This is a genomic window from Mycobacterium colombiense, from assembly GCF_001953985.1.
Classification (GTDB): Bacteria; Actinomycetota; Actinomycetes; order Mycobacteriales; family Mycobacteriaceae; genus Mycobacterium; species Mycobacterium colombiense_B.
The window spans coordinates 174,503-193,325 of the sequence record NZ_MBEI01000051.1 but is presented as its reverse complement, the minus strand read 5'-3'; the positions used below and the strand labels follow the sequence as shown (position 1 = coordinate 193,325).

The window sequence follows — 18,823 nt, the reverse complement described above, 5'->3', positions numbered from 1 at the left end:
CTGGCGCCTGCGACCATCCCGGCGAATGCCAGGAACAGTTAAGTGGAGTCCCACTCCCACCGCGCGCCGACGAAATCCCTGAGCGGATCTTCCAAGGTTCAGCGGTCCGGTCACAGGCATCGCGGATGCCTGTTCCGCGGGCAACGCGGGCGGCTCGAGTAGTTTCCAGCCGTGATCGGTCGGCATTGGGCCCTGCTTGTGCAGGGCTTTTTTGCTTAGTGGTGTGGTGTCTCCGCCGCTGCTTCCTCCGACCGTCCGGACCGGTCGCCATCGCAAGACATATAGAAGCCCAACAAGGGAGGCCCCATCAGCACTGAGACCCGCGTCAACGAGCGCATTCGCGTACCTGAAGTCCGATTGATCGGCCCAGGGGGAGAGCAGGTAGGCATAGTGCGCATCGAAGACGCACTGCGCGTCGCTGCGGACGCCGATCTCGACCTTGTCGAAGTTGCCCCGAACGCCAGGCCGCCGGTCTGCAAGATCATGGACTACGGCAAGTTCAAATACGAAGCGGCGCAAAAGGCGCGCGAATCCCGCCGGAACCAGCAGCAGACCGTCGTCAAAGAACAAAAGCTGCGACCGAAGATCGACGATCACGACTACGAGACCAAAAAGGGCCACGTCATCCGCTTCCTGGAAGCGGGATCGAAGGTGAAGGTCACCATCATGTTCCGCGGACGTGAGCAGTCGCGGCCCGAGCTGGGCTATCGGTTGCTCCAGCGCCTGGGTGCGGACGTCGCCGAGTACGGCTTCGTCGAGACGTCCGCCAAGCAGGACGGCCGCAACATGACGATGGTGCTGGCACCGCATCGCGGCGCGAAGACTCGCGCCAAGGCGCGGCATCCGGAAGGACCCGGCGGCGGCCCGGCATCGGACGATGCGGGCGCCGAAGCCGAACCTTCGTCGAACTGACCGAGAGACAGCAGCGAGGGCTCGAGTACTCAGCACTCGAGCACTTCATAGAACAGAGGAAACATGCCCAAAGCCAAGACCCACAGCGGTGCGTCAAAGCGGTTCCGGCGCACCGGAACCGGCAAGATCGTCCGCCAGCAGACCAACCGCCGGCATCTGCTCGAGCACAAGCCCTCGAAGCGGACCCGCCGCCTCGACGGCCGAATCACGGTGTCGGCCAACGACACCAAGCGTGTTAACAGCCTGCTGAACGGCTGACCACCGCGCCGGCCAGACCCGCATCGCGAGCTGGCACGGCGACCCGACCAACTAATTTTGAACGAGAGTAGGAACATCCAATGGCACGCGTGAAGCGGGCGGTCAACGCCCACAAGAAGAGGCGCAGCATCCTGAAGGCCTCGAAGGGCTATCGCGGCCAGCGATCCCGGCTCTACCGCAAGGCCAAAGAGCAGCAGCTTCATTCACTGAACTACGCCTACCGCGACCGTCGTGCGCGCAAGGGCGAGTTCCGCAAACTGTGGATCTCGCGGATCAACGCGGCGGCGCGCGCCAACGACATCACCTACAACCGGCTGATCCAGGGCCTCAAGGCCGCCGGTGTGGAAGTGGACCGTAAGAACCTGTCCGACATCGCGATCGCCGACCCGGCGGCCTTCACGGCGCTGGTCGACATCGCGCGGGCGGCACTGCCCGAGGACGTCAACGCTCCCTCGGATTCCGGAGAAGCGGCCTAACCAGAGACGGTGCGGACCGGCCAGGTGCTGACCGAACGTTCGGCCAGGGTCGCCGCGGCGGTCAAGTTGCATCGCCACGTCGGCCGCCGGCGGACGGGCCGATTCCTCGCCGAGGGCCCCAACCTCGTCGAGGCCGCCGCCCGCCGCGGTCTGGTTCGCGACGTGTTCGTCACCGAGGTCGCCCAGCAGCGTCACGCGTCGCTGCTGGCGACTTTGGCATCCGAGGGATGCCCGGTGCATCCGGTGACCGAGCGCGCGGCAAAAGCGCTGTCCGACACCGTCACCCCGGCCGGGTTGGTCGCCGTGTGCGAAACGCCGCGAACCCACCTGCAGGACGTGCTGGCCGGCTCGCCCGCGCTGGTCGCGGTCGCCGTCGAGATCGGCGAGCCGGGCAACGCGGGCACGCTCATTCGCCTCGCCGACGCGATGGGCGCGGCCGGCGTGATACTCGGCGGCCACAGCGTCGACCCGTACAACGGCAAGTGCCTGCGCGCGTCGGCCGGCAGCATCTTCTCGGTCCCGGTCGCCGTCGCGCCGGACACGCTCGCCGCCGTCGACGCGTTGCGTGCCGCGGGTCTGCAGCTGCTCGCCACCACCGTGGACGGCGAGACGCGGCTCGACGAGGCCACCGACCTGCTCGGCACACCGACGGCATGGCTGTTCGGCCCCGAATCACACGGGCTGCCAAACGAAATCGCGGCGACGGCCGACCACCGCATGCGCATTCCCATGGCCGGCGGCGCGGAGAGCCTCAACGTGGCGTCGGCCGCGGCCATCTGTCTGTATCAGAGCGCGCGGGCGCTGAGGCTTCCTACGCGGCCGTAGCCGGCCGCTTCGGCCGACCGCGGCCCGCGGCCAGGCCGGCCAGCGACAGCGTCGTGTGCACCAGGGATCCGGCGCGTTCCATCAGGGCCCGGGCGGGCTGCAGCGCGGGGTCCAGCGGCGACTTGGGCGACGGCGGGAAGTAATGCATCGGCAGCCCGCGGCGGTCACGCGGCGGCGCCATGAACGGCGGGGCCTCGACCAGCGGCGCGTCGCTGGGCAGCCGCCCCTCGGCGCGGCGGTAGGCGGCCAGCGCGCGCGGGTGCAGCCGGATCTCGTCGGGCACCGCCAGGAAAGCCAGTTCGACGAGCTTGCCGAACAACCGCAGCAACACCTCGTCGCCCGGCGTCCAACGCATTCCGGCCTTCTCGCGCACCGCGGGCTCGAAGAGACCCGCCGCGATCCAGCGTTGGCCGGCGACCAGCGGCTTGAACATCTGGTCCCAGATGGTGGTCGGCATCAACACGAATTTCGGCTTCGGGATTCGCATCTGGAAGATGTCCAGCGTCGCCCGGTTGATTTCCAGGGTGTCGCGGCCGGTGCGCTCCCAGTACTCCTGGAACTCCTCCCACGTTTCGGGCACCGGCCGCATGCTCATCCCGTACATCCGGTACCACTGCACGTGCTCGGCGAACAGCTGCCGCTTCTCGGCCTCGGTCAGCCCGCCGCAGAAGTATTCGGCCACCTTGACGATCAACATGAAGAACGTGGCGTGCGCCCAATAGAAGGTCTCCGGGTTGAGCGCGTGATAACGCCGCCCGGCGGCGTCGGTGCCCTTGATGGTGTGGTGGTAGCTGGTGATCTGGCGGCCGGTCTGCGATGCCCGGTCGCCGTCGTACACCACGCCCATGATCGGGTAGACCGACCGGGCGACCCGCTGCAGCGGCTCCCGCAGCACGATCGAATGCTCCTCGACGGCCGCGCCGAGTTCGGGGTACATGTTCTGGATCGCGCCGATCCAGACACCCATCATCCCGGTGCGCAGATCGCCAAAATACTTCCAGGTCAGGGAATCTGGTCCGAGCGGGTCCGCGGATTCGCTCCCGCAAGGATTCACAGTGCCAGTCATTGCGGCCTCCTGCTCCGATTGGGCTCACGATAACTTTGACAACGCGCGTTGTCTACGATTTCGGCGATGTGTTGGCGAGGGTGTTATCGAGCTTCCACATCGGTGTGGCGCCACCGTGATCAGGTGGTTCGGTGCGAGATGTGACACATATGGCAGGACCGTCACGGTCTGTCGTTGCCTGCCTGGAACGAAAACAAATAACCTGGCCAGGTGGAACTCGCGCGTCGCGATCTGGACCCGGGTGAGCCCGAAGAGACCGAGGCGCAATCCGCTACGCAACGTTCTCCGCTGCACAGCGCGACTCAATGGCTACACGGACGCAACCGCAGCCCCGGGGCGGTTGAGTTCATCCGGCGCGCGCGCCAACTGCTGCCCGGCGACCCCGAGTTCGGCGATCAGCTGTCCACGGCGGGCGACGGCGGTCCGCGCGCCGCGGCGCGCGCGGCCGACCGGTTGCTGGGGGACCGGGGTGCGGTGTCACGCGAGGTCAGCCTCGGGGTGCTGCAGGTGTGGCAGGCGCTGACCGAGGGGGTGTCCCGCCGGCCGGCCAACCCGGAGGTGACGCTGGTCTTCACCGACCTGGTCGGCTTCTCGACGTGGTCTTTGCAGGCCGGCGACGACGCGGCCCTCGCGCTGCTGCGCCAGGTCGCGCGGGCGCTCGAGCCACCCCTGCTCGACGCCGGCGGGCACATCGTCAAGCGAATGGGCGACGGCCTGATGGCCGTGTTCGGCGATCCGACGGTCGCAGTCCGGGCGGTGCTGGCCGCCAAGGAGGCGGTGAAATCGGTCGAGGTGGCGGGTCATACGCCTCGGATGCGGGTCGGGATTCACACCGGGCGGCCGCAGCGGCTGGCGGCCGACTGGCTCGGTGTCGATGTGAATATCGCCGCACGAGTTATGGAAAGAGCCACCAGAGGTGGAATCATGGTGTCGAGTTCAACGTTAGATCTCATACCGCAAAGCGAGTTGGACGCGTTGGGCGTCGAGGCCAGACGCACGAGGAAGCCGGTTTTCGCGCCGAAGCCCGCCGGCATTCCCGACGATTTGGCGATATATCGCCTCAAGACTCTTAAGGAGTTGTCAGGCCCTGATGACACAGCCGAGACGAAACCGCAGCCATAATGGATGCCAATGTTAGGGGGCATCGTGTCCCGGCTCGCCCGGGTCCAATTCACTGTGGGATATGCGGCGCTGTTGCTTGCCATCAGTTGCGCCATCCTGGCCCTCGGCCCGCAGGCGCATGACGTCATCGTTCAGCGCGCCAGCACCAACGTGCACAACCTGGCCCACGGCCACGTGGGCACGCTGCTGGGCAGCGCGCTGGTGGTCGACGCCGGTCCGCTCTACTTCTGGCTGCCCTTCCTGACCTGCCTGCTGGCGCTGGCCGAGCTGCATCTGCGCACCATCCGGCTGGTGGTGGCCTTCGTGGTCGGCCACATCGGCGCGACGCTGCTGGTGGCCGCCGCCCTGGCCGCGTCGGTCGAGTTCGGCTGGCTGCCGGTGTCCATCACCCGGGCCAGCGACGTCGGCATGAGCTACGGCGCGCTGGCGGTGCTCGGCGCGATGACGGCGGTGATCCCGTCGCGCTGGCGGGCCGCCTGGGTCGGCTGGTGGGTGGCGGCGGGCATCGCCTCGGCGATCATCGGCGGCGACTTCACCGACGCCGGCCACACCGTCGCCGTGATCCTGGGCGTGCTGGTCTCCGCCCGGTTCCGGCAGCCGATCCACTGGACGCCGGCGCGGTACCTGATGCTCGCGGCGTCCTCGGGCTTCGGCTTCCTGATGCTGGCGCACCACTGGGGGACCCTGGCGGCGACGCCGGTGTTCGGCCTCGTCGGCGCCTTCGTCGCCTACCAGGTGACGAAGTTGGCCGCCGGTCGACGCCTCCCGGCCCTGCCACTCGACGGCGACGAGACGCTGGCCAGCCCGCAGCCGGCCGTCGCAGGCTAAGCACTTCGCGATCCGCGCTGTGCTCGCGCGGCGACGGGCCGCTCAACTGCCACGCGCCCGCCCGGCGCGACGCGCCGAATCACTATGATCAGCACTTGCCGCTGGGCAATTTGCAGCCACCAACAGCCAAGGAGAGTGTCGCCGCGTGGGTGATCAACCCGTCGACCTGTCGCCGGAAGCCCTGGCCCGAGCGGTCAGCGCCGCCCGGGAGGCCTTCACGCGCGCCGGCGATCTCGACGAACTCGCGCGCGCCAAGACCGAGCACCTCGGCGACCGCTCACCGCTGGCCCTGGCGCGCCAGGCGCTGGCCGGCGTCGCCAAGGACGAGCGGGCCGACGCCGGCAAGCGGGTCAACGCCGCCCGGACCGACGCCCAGCAGGGCTACGACGACCGGCTCGCGGTCCTGCGCGCAGAACGCGACGCCGCGGTGCTGGTCGCCGAAGGCATCGACGTCACGCTGCCGTCGACCCGGCAGCCGACCGGCGCCCGGCACCCGATCACGATCCTGGCCGAACACATCGCCGACACCTTCATCGCCATGGGTTGGGAACTGGCCGAGGGCCCCGAGGTCGAGTCCGAGCAGTTCAACTTCGACGCGCTCAACTTCCCGGCCGACCACCCCGCCCGCAGCGAGCAGGACACCTTCTACATCGCGCCCGACGGTTCCCGGCAGCTGCTGCGCACCCACACCTCGCCGGTGCAGGTGCGTACCCTGCTCGCCCGCGAGCTGCCCGTCTACATCGTCTCGATCGGCCGGACGTTTCGCACCGACGAACTCGACGCCACCCACACGCCGGTGTTCCATCAGGTCGAGGGCCTGGCGGTGGACCGCGGCCTGACGATGGCGCACCTGCGCGGGACGCTGGACGCGTTCGCGCGCGCCGAGTTCGGCCCCGAGGCCCGCACCCGGATCCGGCCGCACTTCTTCCCGTTCACCGAGCCGTCCGCGGAGGTCGACGTCTGGTTCGTCGGCAAGAAGGGCGGCGCCGGCTGGGTGGAATGGGGCGGCTGCGGGATGGTGCATCCAAACGTGTTGCGGGCCGCGGGAATTGACCCGGCTGTCTACTCCGGCTTCGCCTTCGGCATGGGGTTGGAGCGAACGTTGCAGTTCCGCAATGGGATTCCGGACATGCGCGACATGGTCGAGGGCGACGTCCGGTTCTCGCTGCCGTTCGGGGTGGGTGCCTGATGCGCGTTCCGTACAGCTGGCTACGTGAGATCGTGGCGGTCGGCGCGCCGGACTGGCACGCCGCCCCCGCCGAGCTCGAACAGGCGCTGGTGCGCATCGGCCACGAGGTCGAGGAGGTCGCCACCCTCGGGCCGGTCGAGGGCCCGCTGACCGTGGGCCGGGTCACCGCCATCGAAGAACTCACCGGTTTCAAGAAGCCGATCCGGTTCTGCCACGTCGACGTCGGCGAAGGCAAAGACCGTGAGATCGTCTGCGGTGCAACCAACTTCGCCGTCGGTGATCTGATCGTCGCGGCGCTGCCCGGCACCACCCTGCCCGGTGACTTCAAGATCGCCGCCCGCAAAACCTACGGCCGCAACTCCGACGGGATGATCTGTTCGGCGGCGGAACTCGGTTTGGGCGCAGACCAATCCGGGATCCTGGTGCTGCCGCCCGGCACCGCCGACCCCGGCGCCGACGGCGCCGCCGTGCTGGGCCTGGACGACGTGATCTTCCACCTGGCGATCACGCCCGACCGCGGCTACGGCATGTCGCTGCGCGGCCTGGCCCGCGAGATCGCCTGCGCCTACAACCTGGACTTCGTCGACCCCGCCGGCGGCCAGGTGGTCAAGGCGCTGCCGGTCAACGGCGAAGCCTGGCCGCTGACCGTGCAGCCCGGCACCGGCGTGCGGCGCTTCGCGCTGCGTCCGGTCACCGGCCTCGACCCCGCGGCCGTGTCGCCGTGGTGGCTGCAGCGCCGGCTGCTGCTGTCCGGCATCCGCGCGGCCTCCCCGGCGGTCGACGTGACGAACTACGTGATGCTCGAGCTGGGTCACCCCATGCACGCCCACGACCGCAAGCGGATCACCGGAAGCTTCGTCGTGCGGTTCGCCCGGCCCGGCGAGACCGTGGTGACCCTCGACGACATCGAGCGCAAACTCGAGCCGGCCGACGTCCTCATCGTCGATGACACGGCGACCACCGCGATCGGCGGCGTGATGGGCGCGGCGAGCACCGAGGTGCGCGCCGATTCGACGGACGTGCTGCTCGAGGCCGCGGTCTGGGATCCCGCCGCCGTGTCGCGCACCCAGCGCAGGCTGCACCTGCCCAGCGAAGCCGCCCGCCGCTACGAGCGGGGCGTGGATCCGGCCATCTCGGTGGCCGCGCTGGACCGGTGCGCCACGCTGCTCGCCGACATCGCCGGCGGAGTGGTCTCCGACGGCCTGACCGACTGGCGCGGCGACCCGCCGCGCGACGACTGGTCGCTCCCGCCCATCGAGATCTCGGTGGACCTGCCGGACCGCGTCGCCGGGGTGGACTACGACCCGGGCACGACCGCCAAGCGGCTCGCCCAGATCGGCGCCGACGTGGCGGAGCGGGGCGACACGTTGACGGTGACTCCACCCAGCTGGCGGCCCGACCTCGTGCAGCCCGCCGACCTCGTCGAGGAGGTGCTGCGCCTCGAGGGGCTGGAGGTCATCCCGTCGGTGCTGCCGCCGGCGCCGGCCGGCCGGGGCCTGTCCGCCGTGCAGAAGCGCCGCCGCGCCATCGGCAAGTCCCTGGCTCAATCCGGCTACGTCGAGATCCTGCCGACGCCGTTTCTGCCCGCGGGCGTGTTCGACCTCTGGGGCCTGCCGGCCGACGACCCGCGGCGCACCACCACCGACGTGCTCAACCCGCTGGAGGCCGACCGCCCGCACCTGGCCACCACGCTGCTGCCCGCCTTGCTGGAAGCGTTGGTGCGCAACGTCTCTCGCGGCCTGGTCGACGTCTCGCTGTATGCCCTGGCGCAGGTGGTCCAGCCGACGGCGGACACCCGCGCGGTGGACCTCATCCCCGTCGACCGCCGGCCCACCGAGGCCGAGATCGCCGTGCTCGACGCGTCGTTGCCGCGGCAGCCGCAGCACGTCGCGGCGGTGCTGACCGGCCTGCGTGAACACCGCGGACCCTGGGGCCCGGGCCGCCGGGCCGAGGCCGCCGACGCGTTCGAGGCGGTCCGCATCATCGCCCGCGCGAGCGGGATCGACGTGCGGTTGCGCGCGGCGCAGCAGTTGCCGTGGCATCCGGGTCGGTGCGCCGAAGTGCTCGTCGGGGACACCCCGGTGGGTTACGCGGGCCAGCTGCATCCCGCGGTGATCGAGCGCTCCGGGCTGCCCAAGGGCACCTGCGCGCTCGAGCTGAATCTGGACGCGATGCCTATCGCCGCGGCGCTGCCCGCGCCCCGGGTGTCGCCGTTCCCGGCGGTCTTTCAGGACGTCAGCCTGGTGGTGGCCGCGCACGTGCCGGCCCAGGCGGTGGCCGACGCCGTCCGCGAGGGCGCGGGGGAGCTGCTCGAAGACCTGCAACTGTTCGACGTGTTCACCGGCCCGCAGATCGGCGAGGACCGCAAGTCGCTGACCTTCGCGCTGCGGTTCCGCGCGCCCGATCGCACGCTCACCGAGGACGACGCCACCGCGGCCCGCGACGCGGCGGTCCGACGCGCCGCCGAGGCGGTCGGCGCCGAGCTCCGCGCCTAGTGGAATGGATTTGCAAACTACTGCATAACCATGCAGAATCGGCGGAATGGCCGACGGAATGAAGGTGGCGGTTGCCGGTGCCAGCGGCTACGCGGGCGGTGAAATCCTGCGCCTGCTGCTCGGGCACCCCGCCTACGCGCACGGGCGCCTGACGATCGGCGCGGTGACCGCGGCCGCCAGCGCCGGCAGCACGCTCGGTGAGCACCACCCGCACCTGACGCCGCTGGCCCAGCGCGTGGTCGAGCCGACCGAGGTCGACGTGCTCGCCGGCCACGACGTGGTGTTCCTGGGCCTGCCGCACGGTCATTCGGCCGCGCTGGCCGAACAGCTCTGCCCCGACACGTTGATCATCGACTGCGGCGCCGACTTCCGGCTCACCGACGCCGGAGCGTGGGAGCGGTTCTACGGGTCGCCGCACGCCGGCAGCTGGCCGTACGGGCTGCCGGAGCTGCCCGGCGCGCGCGAGCGGCTGCGCGGCGCCCGCCGCATCGCGGTTCCGGGCTGTTACCCGACCGCGGCGCTGCTGGCGCTGCTGCCCGCGGTGGCCGAGGACCTGATCGAACCGGCCGTCACCGTGGTCGCCGTCAGCGGCACCTCCGGGGCAGGCCGCGCCGCCAAGACCGACCTGCTCGGCGCCGAGGTCATCGGCTCGGCCCGGGCCTACAACATCGCCGGGGCGCACCGGCACACCCCCGAGATCGCCCAGGGCCTGGGCGCCGTCACCGGCCGCGACGTCACCGTGTCGTTCACCCCGGTGCTGATCCCGACGTCGCGCGGCATCCTGGCGACGTGCACCGCGCGCACGCGCGCGCCGCTGGCCCGGCTGCGGGAGGCCTACGAAAAGGCCTACCATGCAGAACCTTTCATCTATTTGATGCCCGACGGGCAACTGCCCCGCACCGGGGCGGTGATCGGCAGCAACGCGGCGCACATCGCCGTCGCGGTCGACGAGGCGGCGAGCACCTTCGTGGCCATCGCCGCGATCGACAACCTGGTCAAGGGGACGGCCGGCGCCGCCGTGCAGTCGATGAACCTGGCGCTGGGATGGCCGGAGACCGAAGGCCTTTCGGTGATCGGGGTGGCGCCGTGACGTCCACCGCAGCGCAGGCGCGGTTGCTGCGCGAGCAGGGTGTCACCGCGCCGGCCGGATTCCGGGCCGCGGGCATCGCCGCCGGGATCAAGGCCTCGGGCGGTCGCGACCTGGCCCTGGTCTTCAACGAGGGACCGGACTACGCGGCGGCCGGGGTGTTCACCCGCAACAAGGTCAAGGCCGCGCCGGTGCTGTGGAGCCAGCAGGTGCTGAGCACCGGCGCGCTGCGCGCGGTGATCCTCAACTCCGGCGGCGCCAACGCTTGCACCGGACCCGGCGGGTTCCAGGACACCCACGCCACCGCCGAGGCAGTCGCGGCCGCGCTGTCGGACTGGGGCACCGAGACCGGCGCCATCGAGGTCGCGGTGTGCTCGACCGGGTTGATCGGTGACCGGCTGCCGATGGACAAGGTGCTCGCCGGGGTGCGCACGATCGTGCAGGACATGGCCGGCGGCCTGTCCGGCGGCGACGAGGCGGCCCAGGCCATCATGACCACCGACACCGTGCCCAAACAGGTTGCGCTGCACCATCCGGGCAACTGGACGGTCGGCGGAATGGCCAAGGGCGCCGGCATGCTCGCCCCGTCGCTGGCGACGATGCTCTGCGTGCTCACCACCGACGCGGCCGTCGACGCCGCCGCCCTGGACTCCGCGCTGCGCCGCGCCAGCGCCCGCACCTTCGACCGGCTCGACATCGACGGCGCCTGCTCGACCAACGACACGGTGCTGCTGCTGGCCTCGGGGGCCAGCGGCATCGCGCCCAGCCAGGCCGACCTCGACGAGGCCGTGCTGCGAGTGTGCGACGACCTGTGCGCCCAGCTGCAGGCCGACGCCGAGGGCGTCACCAAGCGGGTGAACGTCACCGTGCAGGGGGCGGCCTCCGAGGACGACGCCCTGATCGCCGCCCGGACGATCGCCCGCGACTCCCTGGTCAAGACCGCGGTGTTCGGCTCGGACCCCAACTGGGGCCGGGTGCTCGCCGCCGTCGGCATGGCGCCGATCGCCCTGGACCCCGACCGGATCATGGTGTCGTTCAACGGCTTTGCGGTCTTCGCCGACGGGGCGGGGGCCCCGGGTGCGCGCGAGGTGGATCTCTCCGAAGCCGACATCGACATCACGGTCGATCTGGGCCTCGGCGACGGCCGGGTGACCATCCGGACCACCGACCTGTCCCACGGTTACGTCGAAGAGAATTCGGCCTACAGCTCATGAGCGCCTCGACGGAAGCCTTACCCACCGCGGTCAAGGCGCAGGTGCTCGCCGAAGCCCTGCCCTGGCTCAAGCAGCTGCACGGCAAGATCGTCGTCATCAAGTACGGCGGCAACGCCATGACCGACGACACGCTGCGCCACGCGTTCGCCGCCGACATGGCGTTCCTGCGTAACTGCGGCGTGCACCCGGTCGTCGTGCACGGCGGCGGCCCGCAGATCAGCGCGATGCTGCGGCGGCTCGGCATCCCGGGTGACTTCAAGGGCGGATTCCGAGTCACCACACCGGAAGTGCTCGACGTGGCGCGGATGGTGTTGTTCGGCCAGGTCGGCCGCGAACTGGTCAACCTGATCAACGCGCACGGGCCGTATGCCGTCGGCATCACCGGCGAGGACGCCCAGCTGTTCACCGCGGTGCGGCGCAGCGTCACCGTGGACGGCGTGGCCACCGACATCGGCCTGGTCGGGGACGTCGAACGGGTCAACACCGCCGCGGTGCTGGATCTGATTGCCGCACGGCGCATTCCGGTGGTGTCGACGCTGGCCCCGGACGCCGAGGGCGTGGTGCACAACATCAACGCCGACACCGCGGCGGCGGCGCTGGCCGAGGCGCTGAACGCCGAGAAGCTATTGATGCTCACCGATGTCGAAGGCCTGTACACCAGCTGGCCCGACCGCGGTTCGCTGGTCAGCGAAATCGACACCGCCACACTGTCACAACTGCTACCCACGCTGGAGGCCGGCATGATTCCCAAAGTCGAAGCCTGCCTGCGGGCGGTGACCGCGGGCGTGCCGAGCGCGCACGTCATCGACGGGCGGGTCGAGCACTGTGTGCTGGTGGAGCTTTTCACCGACGAGGGCACCGGCACCAAGGTGGTGTGCGCGTGACGGGCACGGATGACATCAAGCAGCGGTGGGAAGCCGTCATGATGAACAACTACGGCACCCCGCCGATGGCCCTGGCCAGTGGCGACGGCGCCGTGGTCACCGACGTGGACGGGAAGTCGTATCTCGACCTGCTCGGCGGCATCGCGGTCAACGTCCTGGGCCACCGCCACCCCGCGATCATCGAGGCCGTCACCCGCCAGATGTCGACGCTGGGCCACACCTCGAATCTGTATGCCACCGAACCGAGCCTCGCCCTGGCCGAAGAACTGGTAAACCTGCTCGGCACCGATTGCCCGGCGCGGGTGTTCTTCTGCAACTCCGGAACCGAGGCCAACGAGGTGGCGTTCAAGCTGTCGCGGCTCACCGGGCGCACCAAACTGGTTGCCGCACAAGAGGCTTTCCACGGCCGGACCATGGGCTCGCTGGCGCTGACCGGGCAGCCGAGCAAGCAGGCGCCGTTCGCGCCGCTGCCCGGCGACGTCACGCACGTGCCCTACGGCGACACCGAAGCCCTCGCCGCCGCGGTCGACGACGCCACCGCCGCGGTGTTCCTGGAGCCGATCATGGGGGAGAGCGGCGTGGTCGTCCCGCCCGAGGGATACCTCGTCGCCGCCCGCGACATCACCGCGCGGCACGGGGCGCTGCTGGTACTCGACGAGGTGCAGACCGGGATGGGCCGCACCGGAACGTTTTTCGCCCACCAGCACCACGGCATCACCCCCGACGTCGTGACGCTGGCCAAGGGCCTCGGCGGCGGCCTGCCCATCGGCGCCTGCCTGGCCATCGGGCCGGCCGCCGACCTGATGACACCCGGCCTGCACGGCAGCACCTTCGGCGGCAACCCCGTCTGCGCGGCGGCGGCGCTCGCGGTGCTGCGGGTGCTGGCCGAGGAGAACCTGGTCCGGCACGCCGAGGTGCTGGGCAAGTCGCTGCGCCACGGCATCGAGGCGCTGGGCCACCCGCTGATCGACCACGTGCGCGGCCGCGGGCTGCTCTGCGGCGTGGCGCTCACCGCACCGCGCGCCAAGGACGCCGAAGCGGCCGCCCGCCGGGCCGGGTTCCTGGTGAACGCGGCCGCACCCGACGTCGTCCGGCTGGCGCCGCCGCTGATCATCACCGAAGCCCAGGTCGACGGCTTCGTCGCCGCGCTGCCGGGCATCCTCGACGAAGCGGCAGGAGCCGCGGCATGACCCGTCACTTCCTTCGCGACGACGACCTGTCGCCCGCCGAGCAGGCCGAGGTGCTGCAGCTGGCCGCCGAATTGAAGAAGGACCCGTTCAGCGCCCGCCCGCTGGAGGGTCCGCGCGGCGTCGCGGTCCTGTTCGACAAGAACTCCACCCGCACCCGGTTCTCGTTCGAGGTGGGCATCGCCCAGCTCGGAGGGCACGCCGTCGTCGTCGACGCCCGCAGCACCCAGCTGGGCCGCGACGAGACCCTGGAGGACACCGCGCGGGTGCTGTCGCGCTACGTCGAGGCCATCGTCTGGCGGACGTACGGCCAGGACCGCCTCGACGCGATGGCCTCGGCCGCGACGGTGCCGGTGGTCAACGCGCTCTCCGACGAGTTCCACCCCTGCCAGGTGCTGGCCGATCTGCAGACCGTCGCCGAACGCAAGGGCTCGCTGACCGGTTTGCGGATGACCTATTTCGGTGACGGCGCCAACAACATGGCCCACTCGCTGATGCTCGGTGGCGTCACGGCCGGCCTGCACGTCACCGTCGCCGCGCCCGACGGCTTCGCCCCGGACGAGGCGTTCGTGGCCGCGGCCCGGCGCCGTGCCGAGGACACCGGCGCCTCGGTCACCGTCACCACCGACCCCGACGCGGCCGCCGGCGGCGCCGACGTCCTGGTCACCGACACCTGGACGTCGATGGGGCAGGAGGACGACGGGCTGGACCGCCTCACCCCGTTCCAGCCCTACCAGATCAACGCCCGGCTGCTGTCCCTGGCCGACCCGGAAGCCATTGTGCTGCACTGCCTTCCGGCTCACCGCGGCGACGAGATCACCGACGAGGTGATGGACGGCCCGGCCAGCGTGGTCTGGGACGAGGCCGAAAACCGGTTGCACGCCCAGAAAGCGCTGCTGGCCTGGCTGCTGGAGCGGTCGCGATGACTCGCAGCAAGACCACACCCGAAACCACCCGGGCCGGCCGGCAGGCCCGCATCGTGGCCATCCTGTCGTCGGCCGAGGTGCGCAGCCAGAGCGAACTGGCCGCGCTGCTGGCCGACGAGGGCATCGACGTCACCCAGGCCACCCTGTCGCGGGACCTGGAAGAACTCGGCGCGGTGAAGCTGCGCGGCGCCGACGGTGGCGTCGGCGTCTACATGGTTCCCGAGGACGGCAACCCGGTGCGCGGGGTGTCCGGCGGCACCGCGCGGCTGTCCCGGCTGCTGAGCGAACTGCTGGTGTCGGCCGACGCCAGCGCCAACCTCGCGGTGCTGCGCACCCCGCCCGGCGCCGCCGACTACCTGGCCAGCGCGATCGACCGCGCGGCGCTACCGTACGTCGTCGGCACCATCGCCGGAGATGACACCGTCTTCGTGGCCGCTCGAGAGCCGATGACCGGCGCCGAGCTGGCCACCACCCTGGAAAAACTCACGTAAGCGTTTCAACCTAAGGAGATTGGTTCATGTCAGAACGCGTCATCCTGGCGTATTCCGGCGGTCTGGACACCTCGGTGGCCATCAGCTGGATCGGCAAGGAGACCGGCCGTGAGGTCGTAGCGGTGGCGATCGACCTCGGCCAGGGCGGCGAAGACATGGAGGTCATTCGCCAGCGGGCCCTGGACTGCGGCGCGGTGGAAGCCGTCGTCGTCGACGCCCGCGACGAGTTCGCCGACGGCTACTGCCTGCCCACCATCCTGTCCAACGCCCTCTACATGGATCGCTACCCGCTGGTGTCGGCGATCAGCCGGCCATTGATCGTCAAGCACCTGGTGGCGGCGGCCCGCGAGCACGGCGGCAGCATCGTCGCGCACGGCTGCACCGGCAAGGGCAACGACCAGGTCCGGTTCGAGGTCGGATTCGGTTCGCTGGCACCCGATCTCGAGGTGCTGGCACCCGTCCGCGATTACGCCTGGACGCGGGAGAAGGCGATCGCGTTCGCCGAAGAAAACGCCATCCCGATCAACGTGACCAAGCGCTCGCCGTTCTCCATCGACCAGAACGTGTGGGGCCGCGCGGTGGAAACCGGCTTCCTGGAACACCTTTGGAACGCCCCCACCAAGGACGTGTACGCATACACCGAGGACCCCACGCTGAACTGGAGCACGCCCGACGAGGTGATCGTCGGGTTCGAGCGCGGCGTGCCGGTGACCATCGACGGCAAGCGGGTGTCGGTGCTACAGGCCATCGAGGAACTCAACACCCGCGCGGGCGCCCAGGGCGTCGGCCGCCTCGACGTCGTCGAGGACCGGCTGGTGGGCATCAAGAGCCGCGAGATCTACGAGGCGCCCGGCGCCATGGTGCTCATCACCGCGCACACCGAGCTCGAACACGTCACGCTGGAGCGGGAATTGGGCCGGTTCAAGCGGCACACCGATCAGCGTTGGGCTGAGCTGGTTTACGACGGGCTGTGGTACTCGCCGCTCAAGGACGCGCTGGAAAGCTTCGTCACCAAGACCCAGGAGCACGTGACGGGCGAGGTGCGAATGGTGTTGCACGGCGGCCACATTGCGGTCAACGGCCGGCGCAGCGCGGAATCCCTGTACGACTTCAACCTGGCCACCTACGACGAGGGCGACAGCTTCGACCAGTCGGCGGCCAAGGGATTCGTCTACGTGCACGGGCTGTCGTCGAAGATCGCGTCCCGCCGGGGCCAGGCCTTCGAAAAGGGCCCGGCCGAAGCGTGAGCACTCGCGAGGGGTCCTTGTGGGGTGGGCGGTTCGCGGACGGCCCGTCGGATGCACTTTCCGCACTGAGCAAGTCCACCCACTTCGACTGGGTGCTGGCCCCCTACGACATCGTCGCCTCGCGTGCCCACACCGTGATCCTGTTCCGGGCCGGGCTGCTGAACGAGGAGCAGCGCGACGGGCTGCTGGCCGGTTTGGATCAGCTCGCCGAGGACGTCGCCGACGGCAGCTTCGCGCCACTGGTCACCGATGAGGACGTGCACGGGGCGCTGGAACGCGGGCTGATCGACCGGGTCGGGCCCGACCTGGGCGGGCGGCTGCGGGCCGGTCGGTCGCGCAACGACCAGGTGGCCACCCTGTTCCGGATGTGGCTGCGCGACGCGGTGCGCCGGGTCGCTGCCGGGGCGCTGGACGTCGTCGGCGCGCTGGCCGCCCAGGCCGCCGCCCACCCGAGTGCCATCATGCCGGGCAAGACCCACATGCAGTCCGCGCAGCCGGTGCTGCTGGCTCATCACCTGCTGGCGCACGCCCACCCGCTGCTGCGCGACGTCGACCGGATCGTCGACTTCGACCGGCGCGCCGGGGTGTCCCCGTACGGTTCGGGCGCGCTGGCCGGCTCGTCGCTGGGCCTGGACCCCGATGCGATCGCCGCGGAGCTCGGTTTCGCCGCCGCGGCCGACAACTCCATCGACGCGACCGCGTCCCGCGATTTCGCGGCGGAGGCCGCCTTCGTGTTCGCCATGATCGGGGTCGACCTGTCCCGGCTGGCCGAGGACGTCATCCTGTGGAGCTCGACGGAATTCGGTTACGTCACCCTGCACGATTCGTGGTCGACCGGCAGCTCGATCATGCCGCAGAAGAAGAACCCCGACATCGCCGAGCTGGCGCGCGGCAAGTCCGGCCGGCTGATCGGGAACCTGACCGGCCTGCTGGCCACGCTGAAGGCCCAGCCGCTCGCCTACAACCGTGACCTGCAGGAAGACAAGGAACCGGTGTTCGATTCGGTGGCCCAGCTGGAGCTGGTGCTGCCCGCGATGGCCGGGCTGGTGGGCAGCCTGACCTTCGACGTCGAGCGGATGGCCGCCCTGGCCCCGGCCGGCTACACCCTGGCCACCGACATCGCCGAATGGCTGGTGCGCCAGGGGGTGCCGTTCCGGTCCGCGCACGCGGCCGCCGGCGCCGCGGTGCGCGCCGCCGAGCAGCGGGCGGTCGGGCTCGACGAGCTGACCGACGACGAATTGGCCGCCATCAGCCCCGATCTCACGCCACAGGTGCGTGAGGTATTGACGATCGAGGGTTCGGTGGCGTCGCGCGATGCGCGGGGCGGCACCGCGCCGGCGCGGGTCGCCGAGCAGATCGAAACCGTCCTGGCCAGCGTCGATGCCCTCAAAAGCCGGCTGCGCGGCGACGATTGAGATGAGGTTGGTTTCCCTGACGGGCCGTCGCAGGCAGACTAGACTTCGGGCTCAAAGCGATCTGGTTGAACGTTTCCGACCGGGTCCTCGTCACCAAGGGGTGGGAGAACAATGAGCGTCGTCGCCGGCGTCTTCGGTGCGCTACCGCCGCACCGATACTCCCAGCGCGAGCTCACCGACTTCTTCGTCAGCATCCCGGAGTTCGAGGGCTACGAGGACATCGTCCGGCAGCTGCATGCCAGCGCCAAAGTCGGCAGCCGTCACCTGGTGCTTCCGATCGAGCAATACCCTGCGCTGACCGACTTCGGCATGGCGAACCGGATCTTCACCGAGCACGCCGTGAAGCTGGGCTGCGAAGCGCTGTCCGGCGCGCTCGAAGAGGCGGGACTGGAGCCAGGGGACGTCGACGTGCTCATCACCACCACCGTCACCGGCCTCACCGTGCCGTCCGTGGACGCCCGGATCGCCGCGCAGCTCGGCCTGCGCGACGACGTGCGACGGGTGCCGATGTTCGGCCTGGGCTGCGTGGCCGGCGCCGCCGGAATGGCCCGCGTGAACGACTACCTGCGCGGCGCACCGGACGCCGTGGCCGCCCTGCTCTCCGTCGAGCTGTGCTCGCTGACCTATCCCGGATACAAGCCGTCGCTGGCCGGCATGGTCGGCAGCGCCCTGTTCGCCGACGGGGCCGCGGCGGTGGTGGCCGTCGGCGAGCGGCGCGCAGAACAACTGGTGGCCGGCGGGCCCACCATCGTCGACTCGGTTAGCCACCTGTACCCCGATTCGCTGCGCACCATGGGCTTCGACGTGGGCGCCACCGGCTTCGAGCTGGTGCTGTCCAAGGACGTCGCGGCCGTCGTCGAGCAGTACATCGAAGCGGACGTCACGAGCTTCCTGGGGGCGCACGGTCTGACGACGGCAGACATCGGCGCCTTCGTGAGCCATCCCGGCGGCCCCAAGGTCATCGAGGCCATCAACGCGGCGCTCAGCCTGCCGCCCGAGGCCCTCGAACTCACCTGGCGTTCGCTGGGCGAGATCGGCAACCTCTCGTCGGCCTCGGTGCTGCACGTGCTGCGTGACACCATGGCCAAGCCGCCGCCGAGCGGAAGCCCCGGTCTGATGCTCGCGATGGGTCCAGGATTCTGTTCCGAACTGGTGTTGTTGCGTTGGCACTGATCCTGGCCCGCGTGCTCCCGTTCCAACG

17 protein-coding genes and 1 pseudogene are annotated in these 18,823 nt (G+C 70.2%); 17 read left to right on the top strand and 1 reads right to left on the bottom strand.

Going from position 1 to position 18,823, the window contains the following annotated elements; genetic code table 11:
• The first annotated feature begins 306 nt into the window (after window positions 1-306).
• The 4 genes from infC to A5732_RS13735 all read left to right on the top strand — a co-directional run bounded on the left by infC (window position 307) and on the right by A5732_RS13735 (window position 2,471).
• The gene (gene infC, locus A5732_RS13750; protein WP_075232996.1) at window positions 307-912 is read left to right on the top strand and encodes a translation initiation factor IF-3; all 606 of its coding nucleotides are present in this window, start codon (window positions 307-309) and stop codon (window positions 910-912) included.
• Between the two features lie 63 nt (window positions 913-975).
• Window positions 976-1,170: a 50S ribosomal protein L35 gene (gene rpmI / locus A5732_RS13745; protein ID WP_007776073.1), complete on the top strand. Its 195-nt coding sequence runs from the start codon at window positions 976-978 to the stop codon at window positions 1,168-1,170.
• Window positions 1,171-1,250: 80 nt separating this feature from the next.
• Entirely contained in the window at window positions 1,251-1,646 is a 396-nt protein-coding gene (gene rplT / locus A5732_RS13740; RefSeq protein WP_007776071.1) for a 50S ribosomal protein L20, read from the top strand.
• A gap of 24 nt (window positions 1,647-1,670) precedes the next feature.
• Complete coding sequence (locus A5732_RS13735; RefSeq protein ID WP_076055248.1) at window positions 1,671-2,471, top strand: TrmH family RNA methyltransferase; 801 nt, start codon at window positions 1,671-1,673, stop codon at window positions 2,469-2,471.
• On the opposite strand, the gene A5732_RS13730 is transcribed toward A5732_RS13735, so the two are convergent.
• Window positions 2,458-3,537, bottom strand: coding sequence for an oxygenase MpaB family protein (locus A5732_RS13730; protein WP_076102484.1), 1,080 nt, complete (start codon window positions 3,535-3,537; stop codon window positions 2,458-2,460). The genes A5732_RS13735 and A5732_RS13730 overlap by 14 nt on opposite strands.
• Before the next feature lie 210 nt (window positions 3,538-3,747).
• Between A5732_RS13730 and A5732_RS13725 the strand changes: the two genes are divergently transcribed.
• From A5732_RS13725 to A5732_RS13665, 13 genes and pseudogenes are all read left to right on the top strand, one after another.
• The gene (locus tag A5732_RS13725; RefSeq protein ID WP_076102483.1) at window positions 3,748-4,659 is read left to right on the top strand and encodes an adenylate/guanylate cyclase domain-containing protein; all 912 of its coding nucleotides are present in this window, start codon (window positions 3,748-3,750) and stop codon (window positions 4,657-4,659) included.
• Between the two features lie 9 nt (window positions 4,660-4,668).
• The gene (locus A5732_RS13720; RefSeq protein ID WP_076102482.1) at window positions 4,669-5,487 is read left to right on the top strand and encodes a rhomboid-like protein; all 819 of its coding nucleotides are present in this window, start codon (window positions 4,669-4,671) and stop codon (window positions 5,485-5,487) included.
• A gap of 145 nt (window positions 5,488-5,632) precedes the next feature.
• Window positions 5,633-6,676 (top strand): phenylalanine--tRNA ligase subunit alpha, encoded by a 1,044-nt coding sequence (gene pheS / locus A5732_RS13715; protein WP_076102481.1) that lies wholly within the window; start codon window positions 5,633-5,635, stop codon window positions 6,674-6,676.
• Window positions 6,676-9,171: a phenylalanine--tRNA ligase subunit beta gene (gene pheT, locus A5732_RS13710; RefSeq protein ID WP_076102480.1), complete on the top strand. Its 2,496-nt coding sequence runs from the start codon at window positions 6,676-6,678 to the stop codon at window positions 9,169-9,171. Before pheS ends, pheT begins: the two co-directional genes overlap by 1 nt.
• A gap of 30 nt (window positions 9,172-9,201) precedes the next feature.
• Window positions 9,202-10,261, top strand: a pseudogene (gene argC / locus A5732_RS13705) (N-acetyl-gamma-glutamyl-phosphate reductase).
• The gene (gene argJ, locus A5732_RS13700; RefSeq protein ID WP_076102478.1) at window positions 10,258-11,472 is read left to right on the top strand and encodes a bifunctional glutamate N-acetyltransferase/amino-acid acetyltransferase ArgJ; all 1,215 of its coding nucleotides are present in this window, start codon (window positions 10,258-10,260) and stop codon (window positions 11,470-11,472) included. Before argC ends, argJ begins: the two are co-directional and overlap by 4 nt.
• Window positions 11,469-12,356, top strand: a complete 888-nt coding sequence (gene argB / locus A5732_RS13695; RefSeq protein ID WP_076102477.1) for an acetylglutamate kinase — start codon at window positions 11,469-11,471, stop codon at window positions 12,354-12,356. Before argJ ends, argB begins: the two co-directional genes overlap by 4 nt.
• Window positions 12,353-13,546: an acetylornithine transaminase gene (locus A5732_RS13690; RefSeq protein WP_076102554.1), complete on the top strand. Its 1,194-nt coding sequence runs from the start codon at window positions 12,353-12,355 to the stop codon at window positions 13,544-13,546. The genes argB and A5732_RS13690 overlap by 4 nt, the downstream gene beginning before the upstream one ends.
• The gene (gene argF, locus A5732_RS13685) at window positions 13,543-14,469 is read left to right on the top strand and encodes an ornithine carbamoyltransferase (protein WP_076102476.1); all 927 of its coding nucleotides are present in this window, start codon (window positions 13,543-13,545) and stop codon (window positions 14,467-14,469) included. The genes A5732_RS13690 and argF overlap by 4 nt, the downstream gene beginning before the upstream one ends.
• Window positions 14,466-14,960, top strand: coding sequence for an arginine repressor (locus A5732_RS13680; protein WP_064953357.1), 495 nt, complete (start codon window positions 14,466-14,468; stop codon window positions 14,958-14,960). The genes argF and A5732_RS13680 overlap by 4 nt, the downstream gene beginning before the upstream one ends.
• 26 nt (window positions 14,961-14,986) lie before the next feature.
• The gene (locus A5732_RS13675) at window positions 14,987-16,207 is read left to right on the top strand and encodes an argininosuccinate synthase (RefSeq protein ID WP_076056902.1); all 1,221 of its coding nucleotides are present in this window, start codon (window positions 14,987-14,989) and stop codon (window positions 16,205-16,207) included.
• Entirely contained in the window at window positions 16,204-17,622 is a 1,419-nt protein-coding gene (argH, locus tag A5732_RS13670; protein WP_076102475.1) for an argininosuccinate lyase, read from the top strand. The genes A5732_RS13675 and argH overlap by 4 nt, the downstream gene beginning before the upstream one ends.
• Before the next feature lie 111 nt (window positions 17,623-17,733).
• On the top strand, window positions 17,734-18,795 hold the full coding sequence (locus tag A5732_RS13665) for a type III polyketide synthase (protein ID WP_076102474.1): 1,062 nt from the start codon (window positions 17,734-17,736) through the stop codon (window positions 18,793-18,795).
• Window positions 18,796-18,823 lie beyond the last annotated feature (28 nt).